Origin of the sequence: uncultured Helicobacter sp. (assembly GCF_947367035.1) — a bacterium.
Taxonomy (GTDB): Bacteria; Campylobacterota; Campylobacteria; order Campylobacterales; family Helicobacteraceae; genus Helicobacter_D.
The window spans coordinates 1-15768 of the sequence record NZ_CANBCA010000034.1; the positions used below are offsets into that span (position 1 = coordinate 1).

A 15768-nucleotide genomic window follows, 5' to 3' on the forward strand; every position below is an offset into this window, starting at 1 on the left:
TCTGATTCATCAGAGCAGTCATTATACTCTATTTCCAAAGTATTTTGATTTGGACGCTTTATATCCATAAAACAAGTTTGACCATACTTGTTTTTTATTTCTACTCTTTTTGTGGTTTGGATATTTGGTAAATCTTGCAACAAAGCTTTTTGATAAAGTTGTGTTTGTGGTTCATTAGCCCTTTCTCTTCTTTGTGCGATTTCTATCCAAAACCTTAAATCATTTCTAAACGCAGTGAGAATATCTGTGTTGTTTATCCAACACTTTGAAGCTTCGCAAGAATAATCATCACCACATATTTTCTCTCTATATCCTACTTCACATTGTATATCAAGCCTCTGTGCAGCATCTATAAAGCCGAAGCTAACAAAACATAATATCATTAATCTCTTCATTGTGCCTCTCCTTAAACTTAAGAAAATTTTACCAAAATATATTTAATAGCTTGTGTTTTAAGGCTAGGATTGCACTTTGTATAAAATTAGGGAATCCACTCTACAATAGCATTTTGCGGACTAGATTTGCACTATTGCTAGTAAAATGCAGCATTTATAGACTCTTTTTTTGCTATAATGCGAGGTTATTTTTGACTCGGAGATTAAGAGATGATTCCATTAGAAGAGATAAAAAGTCTTAGCCATAAAGATAAAGATGATTTGCAAAATGAGCTATGGGAGATTATCAAAGCAAATGATTTGAGCAAATTGAAACAATTTTTACAATATTATGACGCGCAGCGGTTTTTTTATGACCCAAATTTTGATGATGAGGAAGAACCGATATTCAACGCTGCTATTACACTTAGAAATGCTTGTTTGGTGTGTGATAGGACAAAAGATTTTCAAATCTTAGAGTTTTTGCTCCAATATGGGCTAAAGGCAAATGATAATGACGGCTGGGGCAATGCTCTGCAATATTATGTTGATGCGGGTGGGCAAGATTCACAAATCATCTCCTTTTTACTTGAGAGAGAAGCGGAGTTTGAAGACTATGGCAGGGACGGCTGGAATCTCTTACATCGTTGTGCTGCCAATCAAGAGATAGAAAAGATTCAAATTGCTTGCAAATATGGCGCAAACATTGATACAAGGACGCAGGTTCAAATAGGTAAGCATAAGATTTCCCAAACGCCCTTAATGATTCTACTTCTCTCTAGCTCCTCCCCTAAAATACAGGCAATAAAAGCCCTCATTGCGCTTGGTGCAGATGTAAATGCGGTAGATAACCAAAAAAGCGTTTTAGATATGGCATTAAACGAAAAAGAGAAAGAGAGCTTAAAACAAGCGGGAGCAAAAAGTTATAAAGAACTTTGTGCTTTGTAAATCTGAAGCTTAAAAATATCTATTAGCATATTTATTGCAATATTCAACCATTGAGAGTAAAGCGAGAACAGAATAAATGACAGCCCAAGCACATTTAGACAGAATCCAAACAATTAATCAAGGGAGTTTTTACACGCCGGATTCTATCGTGTGCCTTGTGTATCAAATGCTTTTAAATGCTAAAATTGATATAAAAGATTATGTTTTGCTTGATAGCTCTTGTGGTTATGGGAGTTTTTTAGAGATTCCACAAAGTTTCCCAAATAGACAATTTACTCAAATTATTGGCGCAGATATTGATAAGCAAGCCTTGCAAAAGGCTCAAAAAATTTTTAAAGATTATGCCATTGCACCTTTATTCCTCCATACAAACTCCTTGCAAAATGTCTCAAGAGAAAAATTTAATATTTTAGATTCTTCTAAACTCATTATCGTAGGTAATCCACCTTATAATGACAAAACTTCTATCGTGCAAAATTGTCTTAAAAATGTTGATTCTACTCCTGTGGATTCTCAACTTAAAGCGCGAGATATAGGCATTAGCTTTTTGCGCTCATTTGATATATTAAAAGCGGATTATATCTGTGTGCTTCACCCGCTTTCTTATTTGATTAAGGAATCCAACTTTAAATCCTTAAAAAATTTTATCAAGCATTATCGCTTGATAGATTCTACAATCATTAGCTCACAAATCTTTTGCCCTAAATCTTTGGGATTTTTTCCTATTGTTATTGCCTTGTATGAAAGAGACAATCAAGGAATGGATTTTGATTTTATTTGTAATTTTTCTTTTAAAACTCGTGAGGGCAAATCTTTTAAACTCAATGATTTTGATTTTATCGCAAAATATATTGATAAATATCCAAATAAAAATCGTGTGGATTCAAGGCACAAAGTGGGGATGTTTTATACTCTGCGTGATATTAATGCCCTCCGCCGCTCTAAAACATTTATAAGCAAAAATACTGCAAATGCGGTGTATGTTACACAAGATAAATATAGCTTGTATTGTTATGTTGATGTGTTTAAGCAAATCATCAAGCATATTCCTTATTATCTAGGAAATTGTGATATTTTGATAGATTTTAAGAAATTTCAAGCCTTAGAATCTGCATTTATCAAAGCAAGTGAAAATAAGATTCTAAGTGAGGATATAATGCAGTATTTTAAAGATTTGCTAGGGGAGCATTATGAGGATTGAAAGGCTAGAAAAATGGCAAAATTTGTCCAAATTAAAATTAATAATGTTAGAATAATGAACGAAATTCAATGAAGGAGTTTTATTGTGTATAGTGTTAAACTTAATCAAGAAGCAATAGATAATCTATCTAAATCTGTAAATGGAGAAGGTGGACATCAAAACTTACTGCGAAAATTACAGGGACAATATGATAAAGAATCACAGACTTTAGAATATGATAATGATGATTTAGAAAAAATAGAAAGATACAGCGAAGAATATGGCAAGGGTGGTTTTCAAAATAGATTTAAATCTATTCTATCTTGCATAGGTAAATAGTTAAAAGAAAACAACTAAGAAGTGAGAATGCCACAAACGCAAATTAAATCTTTTTCTTGTAAAAATTGTAAAAGCATATTGCATTAAGGAGCATAAATGACCATAAGTACCCACAATATGCTCAATAATGTAGATAATACTATATTTCATTATAAAGACATTGCATTATTTCAAGATTCTATCTTAAATAAAAAACTCTTACAAAAAGAAACTCTTGATTTAATCATTACTTCACCGCCCTACAATGTAGGGATAGAATACAACTCCAATGCAGATTCTAATGACTATAAAGAATATTTAGAATTTTGTAAGATTTGGTTAAAAAACTGCTATTTTTGGGCAAAAAATGGAGCAAGATTCTGTCTTAATATCCCTTTGGATAAAAATAAGGGCGGACAACAAAGTGTGGGAGCGGATTTAACACAAATTGCTAAAAAAGTGGGTTGGAAATATCACAGCACGATAATATGGAATGAGGGCAACATTTCAAGGCGCACTGCGTGGGGGAGTTGGCTCTCTGCTTCTGCTCCTTATGTGATTGCCCCTGTGGAGCTAATCCTTGTGCTATATAAGGGCGAGTGGAAAAAACGATACAAAGGACAAAGTAATATACAAAGGCAGGAATTTATGGATTGGACTAATGGGCTATGGACTTTCAATGGAGAATCTAAAAAGCGCATTGGACACCCTGCACCCTTTCCTAGAGAGTTACCACGCCGCTGTATCAAGCTCTTTTCCTTTGTAGGTGATGTGGTATGCGACCCTTTTAGTGGGAGTGGCACAACAATGATAGAATCTTATCTCAATGCGCGTCAGTTTGTAGGCATTGAATTAGATTCCACCTATTGCGAACTCTCAAAAAATCGTTTTTTAGAAACAATCAAAAAAGAGAAGGGATTGTTTGATGAGTTTCCAAACACACTTTAGATATTTAATCAGCCTTAAAACAGATGTAAAGACATAAGATGAATCCTATTGATATTTTTATGCAAACAAAAGAATGTGTTTATAAAGGAAATATTTATTCTGTGAGGGATAATGGTGCAGTGTTTCGCCACGCAAAAGGTAAGAGATATAAAAATGATAATTGTTGGAGTTTTGGCACATTAAATCATAAAAATGGCTACCTCTATCTTGGCTCTGCAAGAGTGCATAGAATTGTAGCTATGGCTTTTCTAGGAGAACCACCAACAAAAGAACACATTATAGACCATATTGATACCAATCGTCAAAATAATCGCCCAGAAAATCTCCGCTATCTTACACGACTTGAAAATGCTCTGCTTAATCCACTCACGCGTCAAAAGATTATTCATTATTGTGGAAGCATTGAAGCATTTTTAAAGAACCCTAAGATTTTGAGAGAAAGAGCTCTAGCAAATGAATCTCAAAATTTCCAATGGATGCGACAAGTTAGCACAGAAGAAGCACAAAATTGTCTTAAAAATTTAGAGCATTTATTTTTACAAAGAAAACAGGCAAAAAAGGAATATTCTTATCAAAATAAGGGTATAGGTGAGTGGATTTATAAGCCCTTTACAAAATTCACTAAATCTATACAAGATGATTTTTATGATACACAGGCTATCTCTCCAGCAAATGCAAAGCAAAGGGATTGGAGAACGCCAAGCGAGTTTCCACTCTGTCCAAAACCCAAAGAAGTAAATCCCCTTGAAGCCTATGCGAAAAATATGCAAAAAGATAAAGTATTTTCAAACAATCAATATGGCTCGTCTGTGATTGTAGAATATGCTCTTTTACAAAATAGCACAATACAGAAAAGTCTAATGCAAAATAAAGAAGATTCTAGAATAGATGAAAATGCTTTATTTGTGCTTTGTAAATTTGAGCCACCAAATGTAAAGAAATATTCTTTAGCAAAAGTTACATACGAGAATGATTGTTTTATTCATATAGCTTTAGGAACATATTTTGATGAAAGAGGCGGACGTAAATATTTTACTCTTGCTCAAGGGCTGGAATGGAAAGGTGGTGAAGTCTTTGATGATTATTGTTAGAGAATTAGTAGGAAAGCAAATGGCGCGCATTTGTAGCAAAAAATCGCTTTTAGAGATGATTAAAAAAGAGGAGGGATTGTTTGATGAGTGAAAAACAGGGTAGCCAACTTGATTTAATAATGGAATTTTTTAAAGCAAATCCAAAAAGGGATATTCCGCACCCAGAAGTTGTAGATTGGGTTGTAAAAGAATGGCAAAAACGCACGGGTAAAGTTTTTAGAGACCCAGATAGAGGGATTAGGAGTTTGCACCAAAGGGGCTATTTGCAAAAAATTGCAAAAGGAGTCTATCGTTATGACTCTGATTTTGTTGCTTTACGAGAGGATTTGGAGGATTTTGCCCCTGCACTTAAAAAGCAAATTTTAGAGCGAGATAATTATCAATGCGTTATCTGCGGAATAGGCAAACAAGAGGGCGCGGAATTACATATTGACCATATTAAGCCAAAAGATTTGGGCGGTAAAGCCACCTTAGAGAATGGACAAACGCTTTGTAGTAAGCATAACTTCTTAAAGAAAAATCTAAAACAAACCGAGACAGGCAAAAAGATGTTTTTAAGGATGTTAGAAACCGCCAAAAATGCCAATGAGAAAGAATTAATAGATTTCTTAGAAGATGTGCTAGAGGTTTATGAGAAACATAATATTAATGGGCATATTGTTTGGAAGAAGTGATAGATTTTATGATGGTTCCACTTGAGTCAAAGTTACAAATACTAAAGAATGTGGGATTTTGTCATTAGATGCTAGACATAAGACATTTGTGCTTGAGTGTTTTAAGATTTTTGGTATCTTAAGCAAGAATCATCATTACGATGTGTTGCAGATTCTTCATTTGATAAAAAAGACATTTTTTAAATAGGTTTTTGTGCAAAAGATAGATAATATCTCAAGGATTCTAAATATTAAGTAGGGATAATCCTTACCTGCACAATCTACCAAAACTAAGGAATCCACTCTACAATAGCATTTAATTCTTAGCTCAAAGGGTGGGCAAAAACCCTTTGAATTTATCAAGGGCATTGTAATTAAAAGGGCTTAAAATTAATGCTAAAACTCATCTTTATCACACTCATCATCGCTTCAACCATTGGGCTTAAGGCAAGCCATAAGTTTAAATAGCTTGGAATTTATGGCTTTTTATAAAGATTGCAAGTGCGATTTTGCATTATTTGCCCTCAAAAGATTCTTTAAGTGAGATTAAGATTACTTTGTTAGAATGGCTCTCTTGAATTTACATTAGTTATGAAGGTTGAGTTATGCTATTTTTATCTATCTTTTTTGCATTATTCTTTTCTTTGTATCTTTGTAAATTTTCTTCTTATCTTTTTGCTTCTCAAAGTCCCCATTAGCTTTTTGATTTTTCTTATTTAAATTTTAGAAATCTCAAAAAGGAATCCTATGTCCAATATTTTTGTAAAACACCCTTTGTATTTGCTCGTGCGTTGTGCATTGCCTCATTGCATAAGTGGCGTGTTTCTTTCTTTATGTTACATTATTGATGGTATCTTTGTAGGCAAGTTTTTAGGCAGCGAAGATTTAGCAGTTATGGGGCTTATTATGCCCTTTGTCATTATTAGCTTTGCACTTACAGATATGATTGCCATTGGCTCCTCTGTACTCATTAGCCTTTCTTTGGGCAAAGGGAAGTCAAAAGAGGCTTCCATTCTGTTTAGCACTTCTTTGGTTGTTACCTTTGTTTTCTCTTGTTTTATGGCAATGTGTGCCTTTTTCCTTGCACCTTTTTTAATAGATTTGCTAGATATTAGCAATCTATCAAAAGTAAAGGCAAAAGATTTTGTGAGTATTTTTATCTATTTTACACCGCTTATTGCGTTTCATTTCGCCTTGGATAATTATTTGCGAATTTGCGCCAAAAATATGTATAGTATGTTTATCAACATTCTTATGGCGCTTTGCAATATCTTTTTGGATTATTTGTTTATCGTAGTGCTTGGCTGGGGGTTGTTTTCATCAGCACTTGCTCTTTGTATAAGTTTAGCCTTGACTACCATTTTGGGATTTTTGCCTTTTATTTTTGGTAATGTGGAGCTAAAATTTAGCAGGATTCTTTTTAAGCTAAAAACCTTTTTAAACATTTTCTACAATGGAAGTTCTGTATTTTTGGGCAATATTTCAGGCTCAATTTTAATGATTGTCGCAAACTTTTTATTGCTTAAACTCGCTGGAGAAAGTGGTGTAGCGACATTTTCTATTATACTTTATATTGATACTTTTATTATCGCTTTTATTATGAGCCTATGCGAGGGTATGCAACCCGCACTAAGCTACAATTACGCTAAAAAGGACAAAGCAAGATTAAAATCTCTTATCCTCTCTATCCTTAGCACCGCTTTTTTACTTTGTTTTGGTGTTTTTATAGCTATTATGCTATGGAGTGAAAGCCTCATTGAGCTTTTCACAGAAAAAACCAATCAAGATTTTATCATCTTTAGTGCTTTTGCGTTGAGCCTATATGCGCTCAATTATTGTATCACTTGGTTTAATGTATGCGTAAGCTCTTTTCTCACCGCTTTTAACAAAGCCTCTTATTCTCTCTTAATTACTTTGGTGCAAGGTTGTTTTGCACCACTTTGTAGCCTTTTTGTCTTAACTTACTTTTTTGGGCTTAATGGCATTTGGTGTGCTGCATTTGTAGGCGATTTGCTTTGTATTGTCTTAAGCTTTGTGCTACTCAAAAGAATTTTAAAATTTTGATTCTACTTGCCTATTAAGGAATCCACTCTACAATAGCATTTTGCGGGCGAGATTTGTGCCATTGCATAAACTCTGTAAAGTCCGTAATGTCTTCTTGTAGCACGGCTTGATAGTATTCTATCCCCGCAATTTTAAGGTTATCTGGCGTTTCAAACTTAAGCTTTAGAATCTGCTCTTTTTGTGCTTCGCTCATTATTTGTAAAATACACTCCGCCACTCTCTCAAAATACCCCGCATACTTGCTGCCTTGCACAATGTGAATCATATCTATTTGCCAAAGTTGCTCGTCTTGATAGAATGCGTGCCACTCCAAACACTTATCCTCTTGCTCCAAAAGATTGCGATACTCTATGTGGATAATTTTAGGATTGTTTGCGAGTTTTGCCATTGCGTCAAAGCTTCGGGTAACTTCAAGTGTGGGCGTGTAGATATGAAAATCAATATCAAGATGTTTGCAAAGTAAGCCCATTTTGAGTGAGCCAATGAGGTTAATCTCTGCACCAATGCTTTGCCAACACTCCAAAACTTTGGTTTGCTCTATGATTTCAAAGGCTTTTTGTTGGTTTTCTTTGGCGAGTTCTAAGAAATGCAAAGCTCACTCCTGTTATGCAATGAAATCACGCAAGATTCTATAATGCTTTTTTGTTTTATAATTCTTGCAAACATCTTGTAATGGCTTCTCTTATGTCGTCAGCTTCTGTATCTCCTTGCCCTTCAGCAGTGCAAAGGAACAATGGTTCTTGGGTTTTAGCCTTTAAAATCTGAATAGACACTTCAAGTGTATAACCTCCTAATCCCCCTAATACCTCTCTTTTATCACCTTGCCCATATTTAACTATAAGGGTTTGAGTTGGATTAGTAATGCTCTCTACAATGACAAATCCTTTTTTCATTAAAATGCCAGAGATGACATCTGAAGGGTTGATACTTTTAGATGTCATATAGGAAAATCCTCCGCTTGTGCCATATCCAATATAGCCACCTCCTGCACTAGAATTTAGAGTTTGTGTTTGTGAGATAAAAACAAATTGATACGCACTTGTATTGCCAAATCTTTTTACTTCCACAGGTTTTAGCACTGCACAACCAGAGATAAACAACATACTTAAATATATTGGTGCAAATCTTATCATTTAATCCCCCTTTGTTTTTTACAGATTTTAGCAGATAGGTAAATCACATTATAACATATTTTGCAATTTCCCCTTGACAAATACTAGGTATCAGGCTTTATAATTTCAAAGTTGGTTTTATTTTACCTCTAAGGAGAAGCCACAGATTTGTATAGGGAAGGCGCAATGTATTATGGCGATACACACGCACACCCAAACTCTACTTTTGCCTATACGACAAGCTCACTGCTTGATTTAATGCGCTTTGATACACTCAATCAAATTGAGCTTATAAATCAGCCTTTATTAATGCTTGTGGGAGATAAGGCGGATACTGCGTATATGAGCGAGGCAGCGTATAAAAAGGCAGGAAGCAAAGATAAAAGACTTTATAAGCTTAAAAACGCAATGCATATCCAAACTTACTACAAAAAAGAAGTGGTTGAGGAGGCATTAGGAGAGCGGTTTTATGGGGAGAGTTTGTAAAAGTATATTTGGTAGAGTTTTTAGGCGATTTAGCACATTAGGATTTTTAGGATAAATTGGGATTATGTGTTTTAATTTTGGATATTCCCTATAAATCTCGCCACCAAGTAAAGCCCCCATTTTGTTTTTTTGTTATCCCGATAAATATCAATCATCATCATTGTTTTTTTCAATAGATAATTCCGGTTTCGTATCATCATTCAATAATATTATAAGCAGCTTGTATCTTAAAATAATTTTTATCAATAATATAATTATTAGTAAAAATATTACGCCATAAAGAATTGAAAAAAACCAAAATGCACTTTTGTATTCTTTACAAAAAATAATAATAAAAGAAATAAATAGCAATAAAACTGCATATATTACGCACCGAATATTCATTGTGATAAAATGTGTAAATTCATCACTTTTTCTTAAGCGTTTTGTTTTCCAATTATCTTTGATATTAAGGATAATCCCCAAAGATGTGAATATTAGCCCTATAAATGCCAGAGTTCCACTCATAAGATTTTTAACTATATCAATAATATCTTGTTCCATAGTTATTCCTTAAATCTTAATCGTAACGCGTATCTCTTGCTAAATATTCCCTCAAAAAATTACTATGTTTTTGCAATAAGCTATCAAAGAAACTATGATTTGATATTTGGCTATTTGCAATCTCATTGCTTTTAAACTCTTGTTTTTCTCGAAGCTCATAATGTTCTAGTTTTATAGGCGAAGAATTGTTGTTTAAAGTAATGTTGGCTTCTTCAATGCTTCCATTATCTAAAGCACCAAGTTTAGAGGTTTTGCGATTAGTTAATAATTCTTTAAAATATTGCAAACTTAAAAAGTTTTTTGAATGAGATTTTCTAAAGATAACATCAATCCTCGTTGCCCCACTATGAGATTCTAGGTTAAATTTAGAGCCTTTGGGGTTAAAACCTACTTTGAGTAAAACCTCCTTAATACTGCCTTTTTCAAGCTGTTCAAATAAATCATTTCTATAAATTGGCAATATTTCAAATCTATATTCTTTAAGGTATTCTTCCAAGTAATATTTAAATTGATTTGGTGTTACGCTATTTTTGTTAAGCTGAAAAACCATTACTCCATTATTAAAAATTTTTATAAAACTTTCTTCTATTGTTGTGCTATCTTCTCTATGGAAATTAGAATTTAAAACTTGATTAACATCATATTCTTGATTACCATCACCCAAGAAACTCCCTTTAATATCTTTGCTTCTGCATTTTCTAAGCTTGAGAAAAATACCATTACTTGCATACTCAAAATTAGCTATTGTTATGATATTTTCATTGCTTAGATAAATATATCTATGATTTTGCTCTTCAATATTTAGTGGTCTTTGCCCTATTTCTTTAAAAAATAAAGTCAAGCCTTTTTCTTGTCTATTCTCTTTTTTATGGATTGCTTTAATCGTATAGAATCCAAAGTTAATCGTTTTACGCATTTTTACTCCTTTAATAATTTAGTTTAAATCTATCACGCTCTCATCGCCGCAGATATTGCGTACCTTAAGTCTTAGAGGCTTTTTGCTAGAAGTGATTTTGCCATTCCAAAACTCTTTTGTTTTCACGCCATTTTTAATCACAAAGGAATTTTTGGTGATTTTTATCTCACTGCTACTTTTCCAAGTCGCATTTCTATCGGCGTTTTCACAATCAATACTTATATATTCTATACATTCTAAGCCATTTTCACTTATGCTAATAGGTGTAAAAATTTTGCCATTCTTAATGCTCTGTGTTGCTTTTTTTTCATTATAAGCTTTGATTTTTTGATTCACTCTATCACTTAAAAATTGAGTAATTTCAAGTTCATAGCCCTGCTCTTTTTGCTCTAAGTGGTATTCTATATAATCCTCATCTATCACTTCATCAAGCAACTCCCCTAATGCTCTTAGTTCAACTTCTATAAGCGTATGCGTATTTTGCTCTTTGATAAATCTTTGCATACCCTCTAAATCCTCAATATCTATATAATACACAATGACTTTTTTTACATCAAGCTCTTCATCAAGGGTATTTAAGCCTTTATTAATCAGTTCATTCATCGCCACAATATCAAGCATTTTGCTACCACTATCTAGCAGATTTGGCACAGAGACAGGCACGATTCCAAGTTTAGAATCTATAATGCTTCCAAACCAAAAGTCCTTATCTAAATTTTCATTCTCACTTAAGCCCACAATGAGAGTTTTAAGCTTATCCATCGTTTGTGCTGGATTTCTAAATAAGCTTATGCCATCTTTTATCTCTAAAATATCAAATTCTGCATTGAGTTCTTTAAGCCTATCCCTTGTTGTTTGAATGGAGTTTATCCCTATATCACAATGGATAAAGCGACGATTGAGCTTTTGTGCCACTGCCGCAGTTACCCCACTTCCTCCAAAGAAATCAGCGACTATCATATTTTCATTTGAGCTTGCCTTGATAATGCGCTCTAAGAGTCCTTCGGGTTTTTGTGTAATATAATTTAAATATTCGCTTGAACCGCTAATTAGAGGTTTAGTGCTATCACAATCCCATACATCTCTAACATATACATTTGAATAATAGCTATTAAATAATAAGTTTTTAAATTTATCATTTAATGGCTTTTTATCATTAAGGCATTCAATAATATATTGCTTATCTTTTTCTGTTATTTTATCCATTTTAGGGGCTTGGACTTTTGTATCTATAAAAGGATTTTCATAAATAATATTTTCCTTTTCTGGTTCAAATATGTAAGAATCGGATTTTCTGTAATAAAATATAGTGTCGTGTTTTCTTCCCCAAAAATCTTTTCCTACGCCCTGTATGCGATACCCCCACACTATCTCATTTACAAAATTCTCCTCCCCAAAAATCTCATCCATTAAAATCTTCACATAATGCCCGATATGCCAATCTAAATGCACATAAATACTCGCATTCTCACTCATTACCGATTTTATGGCGGTTAAGTTTTCATACATCCAATTCAAATAATCCTCTTTATTCCAAATATCACCATACATCTTTTCTTCAAAACCTTTAAAATCCTCACTCATCTCAATTTCATTTTCACCCTCTAGCATCTCGGCGATTTTAGGATTTTTCCTTAAATATACCTTTTTTGCATAGTCTGCTCCACTTGCAAAAGGCGGGTCTATATAGACTAAATCCACTTCTATGCCTTGCTCTTTTAAGTAAGCACAAGCACTTAAGCACTCACCACGCAAAAGGAGGTTTTGAGGCTTTTTATCATTGCAAGATACTTCGCTTTGCTTAGTATGACAAGCCTCACTCGTGCTATTTCCTCGCACGGATTCTATAAGCTTTGTTTCATAAAGGGGCATTCCACGTTTAATTTTATAGCCCACCTTGTCATTGCCACTATATTTTAAAGTGCGGGTGAAGTTATCTAAAAGGGCTTGTCCTTTAATGGGGTCTTTAAAATAGGGGATATATTTTAATGGCATTTTTACTCCTTTGCTCCAAAAAAACTTAGCGCTTCATTGATTTTATCAATAAGCCTATTGCCTTTATCTAGCACATTGCCTTTGTCGTCAGCATCTTGCAAATATAAAAAGCTAAATTTCTTATAGCCAAATTCTTTATTATTCAACTTAATAAATTCGTCCATAAATGCCTTTTTAGGCTTGAAGCCCTCTGCATAAGGCTTTCCTTTTGTCTCTACAATTAAGATTCTATGGATTTGCTCTTGTTTTCTTTGCAAAATCAAAAAATCAGGCGTGTAGTTACCTAAATTGGTATTTTTATAAGAAGTCTCTATTTTAAATTCACTCAAGGCACTATCACCATTATAATAAAGCTCTAAATCAAGCTCTTTAAATTTCTGTAGCTTTAAAATCTCATCAAAAACTTCTCTTTCATACGCACTATCAGTTTGATAAGGTAAATAGTGGTAGGTTTTGTCTTTGAGCGGGGTGGAACTTTCCTTTTCTTGAATTGCCTTTTGTGCTAAATCCTCTCCTAATGTTTCAACAAGGAGTTTCTTTTGCTCCTCACTTAACTTTATACCAATTTTTCCTGCGTCTTCATCGATGATTCTTTGCATTATGTCTTGTGTGGGGATAAAAGCGGTATCATTTTCTACACAAATAGGTGAAGTAAGCTTAGAAGCGATAAGCAAACTCGCACTTTGAGGAATCAGCTCTTTTTGTATGTGAAACTTTCTTTTATCGCAAAAGGCTTTTCTAATGCTAGATTCTAAAGCCTTTCTATCAAAATCTAGATTAAAATAAAGCTTATCGTTTTCTTTTAAAGTAATTGTATCAAAAAGCTTTTTAAGTGGCTTTTCAAAAGGTGTTAAATCGTGCATTGTAAGCGTGTGAAAACTCTCTTTTATTATTGCATAAAGCCAAAGCTTAAAATGCGCTTCTTCTTTAATTTGTCTTTTTTTTACCTCTGTATTTAGCACTTGATTCTCTAAATCTTGCTCTTTAATGATAAAGCTGTCTTTTGTCGGCTCAATAGATTTTAAGCTTTTAGCTGGATTTGCGCTTTTTGTGGTGGAGTTTTCAAAAATAAGTTTTAATTGATAAAAATCAATAGGATTTAAATGCAATCTTTTTGTTCTATCAAATCTTTGCACTTCTATTAGCTTTTCTCTCTCACCTTTTTGAAACTCCTCTAAGCTCATTTTTTGCTCTTGAGCTAATTGCTCGGCAAGTTTTTTAGCATTAAATTCATTAAGATAAATCAGGGCTTTTTCGTTTTTGTGTTTTTGCACCTGCCTTAAACACCTACAAGCTGTTTGTAAAACCATATTTTTAGGACAATCACCCTCTTGGGATAAAACAACCCCACTTAAAGATTTACAATCCCACCCCTCTTTACCAATTTGCACGAGTAAAATAACTTTAATTTTTGAAAAAGGGCTATCTAAACCCTCAAACTCAATTAACGCATTTTTAGGCTCTGGGTAGGATTTATTACCCTTATGAAACTTCAAAACACAATCACTGCTTAATTGAAATTCGCCTAAAATTTCACACACCTTTGGATAGATTTGCTCCTCTAGATTCTCAATACTGCCACAATAAATAGCCACTTTGCTATTTAGGGTATTTTCGTAAATTTTAGAATCTCTCAAAAACTCTCTCAAGGCTTGTTCTACAATTTCAAGACGATGTGAAGTGTGGGCGACTTTAACCACAGGGGTTTTAAGAAAATTTCCTATACCTTGAATGAGTGGATAATAATATACGATATTTGAAATTTCTTTGTGCTCAATTTTCACCTCTTTGCTTATAGATATTTTTTCTGTGCTTTTAAGATAAGGAGTGCCTGAAAATCCAGCAACTATATTTACAGAACCTTTTTTACTCCACTCACTCACAACCTGTCTTAGCTTGATTTCTTCATTTGCTGCGTGATGCACTTCATCAATAAAAATGCCTAAATGTGGAATCTTTGTGATAGCATTTCTTAGCTCATTTGCACTGCTCCATTCTCGCTTTTGTTCCTCACTTAAATCTTTGTGTAAAACCTCTTTATCATCAAGCTTTTCTAAAATCACTTTTTCAGCATTGGTAAGCAAAATCACGCCAAGCATATTTTCATAAGGCTGATGAGAAGCGATTTTAGCAACATTGGGATTTTGGATTTTATTACTTTTCTTGTTTGTTTTGCTTTGGTTGAGTATTTCAAATTTAATAAGTTTTTTAAGCTTACTTGCACTCGGTTCGGGCAAAATCCAACTCACATCAAAATCCTTAATATTCCTAAGGCTTGGAATAATAGAGCTTTTAAGCCCTGAAGGAGCTAGGATTAAGAAATTATGCGCGAAAGCCTTATTGTCTGGCTCGTTATGCGCAAAATACAAATCTAAATACATAAAGGCTGCCATAAGATAAGTTTTACCTGCGCCCATAGGCAAAGAAAAGAGATAATCTGTATAGGAAACATTGTAAAAAAAGCTCTTAAAAATACTTTCATAATCTAAGCTTTTGAAGTTTTTGTTTATGAAATTCAACAAAGGCTTTTTGTCAAGTGCAAGGGCTATACCATAGAAATTTAAAGCTGCTTTGTTTTGTGATAAATGTTCAAAAAGTGCGTGGCTAACTTTGTCTTGTAAGCCTTCAATCTCTAGTGTGGAAATCTTTCTTTCATAGAAAAGCTGCCATAAAGGCTTGTTTTGGCACTCAATTTTAAGGTATAAATAGGTTTTAATCGCTTCAATTTGCGCATCACGCAAGGCATTTTTCTTTTGTATATAAGAAATAATCTCTTTAATGGGGCAATCTTTTGCGCTAAACCAAGCATCTCTTGTTTTTGTGATTATTGGGTAAAACATTTCAAGTCCTGCTTACTAAATTATTATCTTGTGTAATATTTGCTTGTGAAAAATCCTTAATTTTCACGCCTAAGTAGCAATCCTCTGGTTTAGAATAAAATGCTTTTTTGTAATCCATACGCAACACTCCCTATGCCTTTATTTTGTGCTATTTTAGCTATATCGGGCTTATGCTTTATTGAATTTTAACAATTCACGCTTTAGTCTTTGAAATTATAAAATCTTTATTAAAATTCTCGCCCCACCCCTTGACAAACACTAGGTATCAGGCTTTATAATTTCAAAGTTGGTTTTATTTTA

14 protein-coding genes and 2 pseudogenes are annotated in these 15768 nt (G+C 33.5%); 9 read left to right on the top strand and 7 right to left on the bottom strand.

Translation table 11 applies throughout. The features are described 5' to 3' along the window. Positions 1 to 395: pseudogene (locus tag Q0Y61_RS08675) on the bottom strand (hypothetical protein); the annotation flags it as partial. 210 nt (positions 396 to 605) lie between these two features. Here Q0Y61_RS08675 and Q0Y61_RS08680 point away from each other — a divergent pair. The 8 genes and pseudogenes from Q0Y61_RS08680 (at position 606) to Q0Y61_RS08715 (ending at position 7576) form a co-directional block, all read left to right on the top strand. Continuing rightward, positions 606 to 1322 carry an ankyrin repeat domain-containing protein gene (locus tag Q0Y61_RS08680; protein ID WP_297814216.1) on the top strand — a complete coding sequence of 239 codons (717 nt, stop codon included), beginning with the start codon at positions 606 to 608 and terminating at the stop codon, positions 1320 to 1322. Between the two features lie 76 nt (positions 1323 to 1398). Then, positions 1399 to 2523, top strand: coding sequence for an N-6 DNA methylase (locus Q0Y61_RS08685; RefSeq protein ID WP_297814217.1), 1125 nt, complete (start codon positions 1399 to 1401; stop codon positions 2521 to 2523). 84 nt (positions 2524 to 2607) lie between these two features. Then, positions 2608 to 2841 (top strand): hypothetical protein, encoded by a 234-nt coding sequence (locus tag Q0Y61_RS08690; RefSeq protein ID WP_297814218.1) that lies wholly within the window; start codon positions 2608 to 2610, stop codon positions 2839 to 2841. A 96-nt stretch (positions 2842 to 2937) separates the two neighbouring features. Beyond that, complete coding sequence (locus Q0Y61_RS08695) at positions 2938 to 3768, top strand: site-specific DNA-methyltransferase (RefSeq protein WP_297814219.1); 831 nt, start codon at positions 2938 to 2940, stop codon at positions 3766 to 3768. Positions 3769 to 3806: 38 nt separating this feature from the next. Next, positions 3807 to 4859 (top strand): HNH endonuclease signature motif containing protein, encoded by a 1053-nt coding sequence (locus Q0Y61_RS08700; protein ID WP_297814220.1) that lies wholly within the window; start codon positions 3807 to 3809, stop codon positions 4857 to 4859. A gap of 83 nt (positions 4860 to 4942) precedes the next feature. Further along, a complete protein-coding gene (locus Q0Y61_RS08705; RefSeq protein ID WP_297814221.1) occupies positions 4943 to 5533 on the top strand; it encodes an HNH endonuclease in 591 nt (196 codons plus the stop codon). 40 nt (positions 5534 to 5573) lie between these two features. Next, positions 5574 to 5720 (top strand): annotated as a pseudogene (locus Q0Y61_RS08710) (R.Pab1 family restriction endonuclease); the annotation flags it as partial. 539 nt (positions 5721 to 6259) lie between these two features. Then, the gene (locus tag Q0Y61_RS08715) at positions 6260 to 7576 is read left to right on the top strand and encodes an MATE family efflux transporter (RefSeq protein ID WP_297814222.1); all 1317 of its coding nucleotides are present in this window, start codon (positions 6260 to 6262) and stop codon (positions 7574 to 7576) included. A 13-nt stretch (positions 7577 to 7589) separates the two neighbouring features. Here Q0Y61_RS08715 and Q0Y61_RS08720 read toward each other — a convergent pair whose 3' ends face one another. Both Q0Y61_RS08720 and Q0Y61_RS08725 read right to left on the bottom strand, forming a co-directional pair. After that, positions 7590 to 8168, bottom strand: a complete 579-nt coding sequence (locus Q0Y61_RS08720) for a phosphoglycerate mutase family protein (RefSeq protein ID WP_297814223.1) — start codon at positions 8166 to 8168, stop codon at positions 7590 to 7592. Between the two features lie 55 nt (positions 8169 to 8223). Next, a complete protein-coding gene (locus tag Q0Y61_RS08725) occupies positions 8224 to 8709 on the bottom strand; it encodes a hypothetical protein (protein ID WP_034342518.1) in 486 nt (161 codons plus the stop codon). Between the two features lie 165 nt (positions 8710 to 8874). Here Q0Y61_RS08725 and Q0Y61_RS08730 point away from each other — a divergent pair, with 165 nt between their 5' ends. Then, positions 8875 to 9174 carry an alpha/beta hydrolase gene (locus tag Q0Y61_RS08730; protein ID WP_297814224.1) on the top strand — a complete coding sequence of 100 codons (300 nt, stop codon included), beginning with the start codon at positions 8875 to 8877 and terminating at the stop codon, positions 9172 to 9174. Positions 9175 to 9321: 147 nt separating this feature from the next. On the opposite strand, the gene Q0Y61_RS08735 is transcribed toward Q0Y61_RS08730, so the two are convergent. The 4 genes from Q0Y61_RS08735 to Q0Y61_RS08750 are packed head-to-tail and all read right to left on the bottom strand — an operon-like array spanning position 9322 to position 15468. Then, positions 9322 to 9717: a hypothetical protein gene (locus tag Q0Y61_RS08735; RefSeq protein WP_297814225.1), complete on the bottom strand. Its 396-nt coding sequence runs from the start codon at positions 9715 to 9717 to the stop codon at positions 9322 to 9324. 16 nt (positions 9718 to 9733) lie between these two features. Further along, positions 9734 to 10633 (bottom strand): hypothetical protein, encoded by a 900-nt coding sequence (locus Q0Y61_RS08740; protein ID WP_297814226.1) that lies wholly within the window; start codon positions 10631 to 10633, stop codon positions 9734 to 9736. Between the two features lie 18 nt (positions 10634 to 10651). Beyond that, complete coding sequence (locus tag Q0Y61_RS08745; RefSeq protein ID WP_297814227.1) at positions 10652 to 12628, bottom strand: site-specific DNA-methyltransferase; 1977 nt, start codon at positions 12626 to 12628, stop codon at positions 10652 to 10654. 2 nt (positions 12629 to 12630) lie between these two features. Then, positions 12631 to 15468: a DEAD/DEAH box helicase family protein gene (locus Q0Y61_RS08750; protein WP_297814228.1), complete on the bottom strand. Its 2838-nt coding sequence runs from the start codon at positions 15466 to 15468 to the stop codon at positions 12631 to 12633. Positions 15469 to 15768: the final 300 nt, after the last annotated feature.

What these genes read in the sequence shown, in the direction of transcription:
- Q0Y61_RS08680 (WP_297814216.1), top strand. Translation starts at nt 606, where the DNA reads ATGATTCCATTAGAAGAGATAAAAAGTCTTAGCCATAAAGATAAAGAT.
- Q0Y61_RS08685 (WP_297814217.1), top strand. Translation starts at nt 1,399, where the DNA reads ATGACAGCCCAAGCACATTTAGACAGAATCCAAACAATTAATCAAGGG.
- Q0Y61_RS08695 (WP_297814219.1), top strand. Translation starts at nt 2,938, where the DNA reads ATGACCATAAGTACCCACAATATGCTCAATAATGTAGATAATACTATA.
- Q0Y61_RS08700 (WP_297814220.1), top strand. Translation starts at nt 3,807, where the DNA reads ATGAATCCTATTGATATTTTTATGCAAACAAAAGAATGTGTTTATAAA.
- Q0Y61_RS08705 (WP_297814221.1), top strand. Translation starts at nt 4,943, where the DNA reads ATGAGTGAAAAACAGGGTAGCCAACTTGATTTAATAATGGAATTTTTT.
- Q0Y61_RS08715 (WP_297814222.1), top strand. Translation starts at nt 6,260, where the DNA reads ATGTCCAATATTTTTGTAAAACACCCTTTGTATTTGCTCGTGCGTTGT.
- Q0Y61_RS08725 (WP_034342518.1), bottom strand. Translation starts at nt 8,709, where the DNA reads ATGATAAGATTTGCACCAATATATTTAAGTATGTTGTTTATCTCTGGT.
- Q0Y61_RS08730 (WP_297814224.1), top strand. Translation starts at nt 8,875, where the DNA reads ATGTATTATGGCGATACACACGCACACCCAAACTCTACTTTTGCCTAT.
- Q0Y61_RS08735 (WP_297814225.1), bottom strand. Translation starts at nt 9,717, where the DNA reads ATGGAACAAGATATTATTGATATAGTTAAAAATCTTATGAGTGGAACT.
- Q0Y61_RS08740 (WP_297814226.1), bottom strand. Translation starts at nt 10,633, where the DNA reads ATGCGTAAAACGATTAACTTTGGATTCTATACGATTAAAGCAATCCAT.
- Q0Y61_RS08745 (WP_297814227.1), bottom strand. Translation starts at nt 12,628, where the DNA reads ATGCCATTAAAATATATCCCCTATTTTAAAGACCCCATTAAAGGACAA.
- Q0Y61_RS08750 (WP_297814228.1), bottom strand. Translation starts at nt 15,468, where the DNA reads ATGTTTTACCCAATAATCACAAAAACAAGAGATGCTTGGTTTAGCGCA.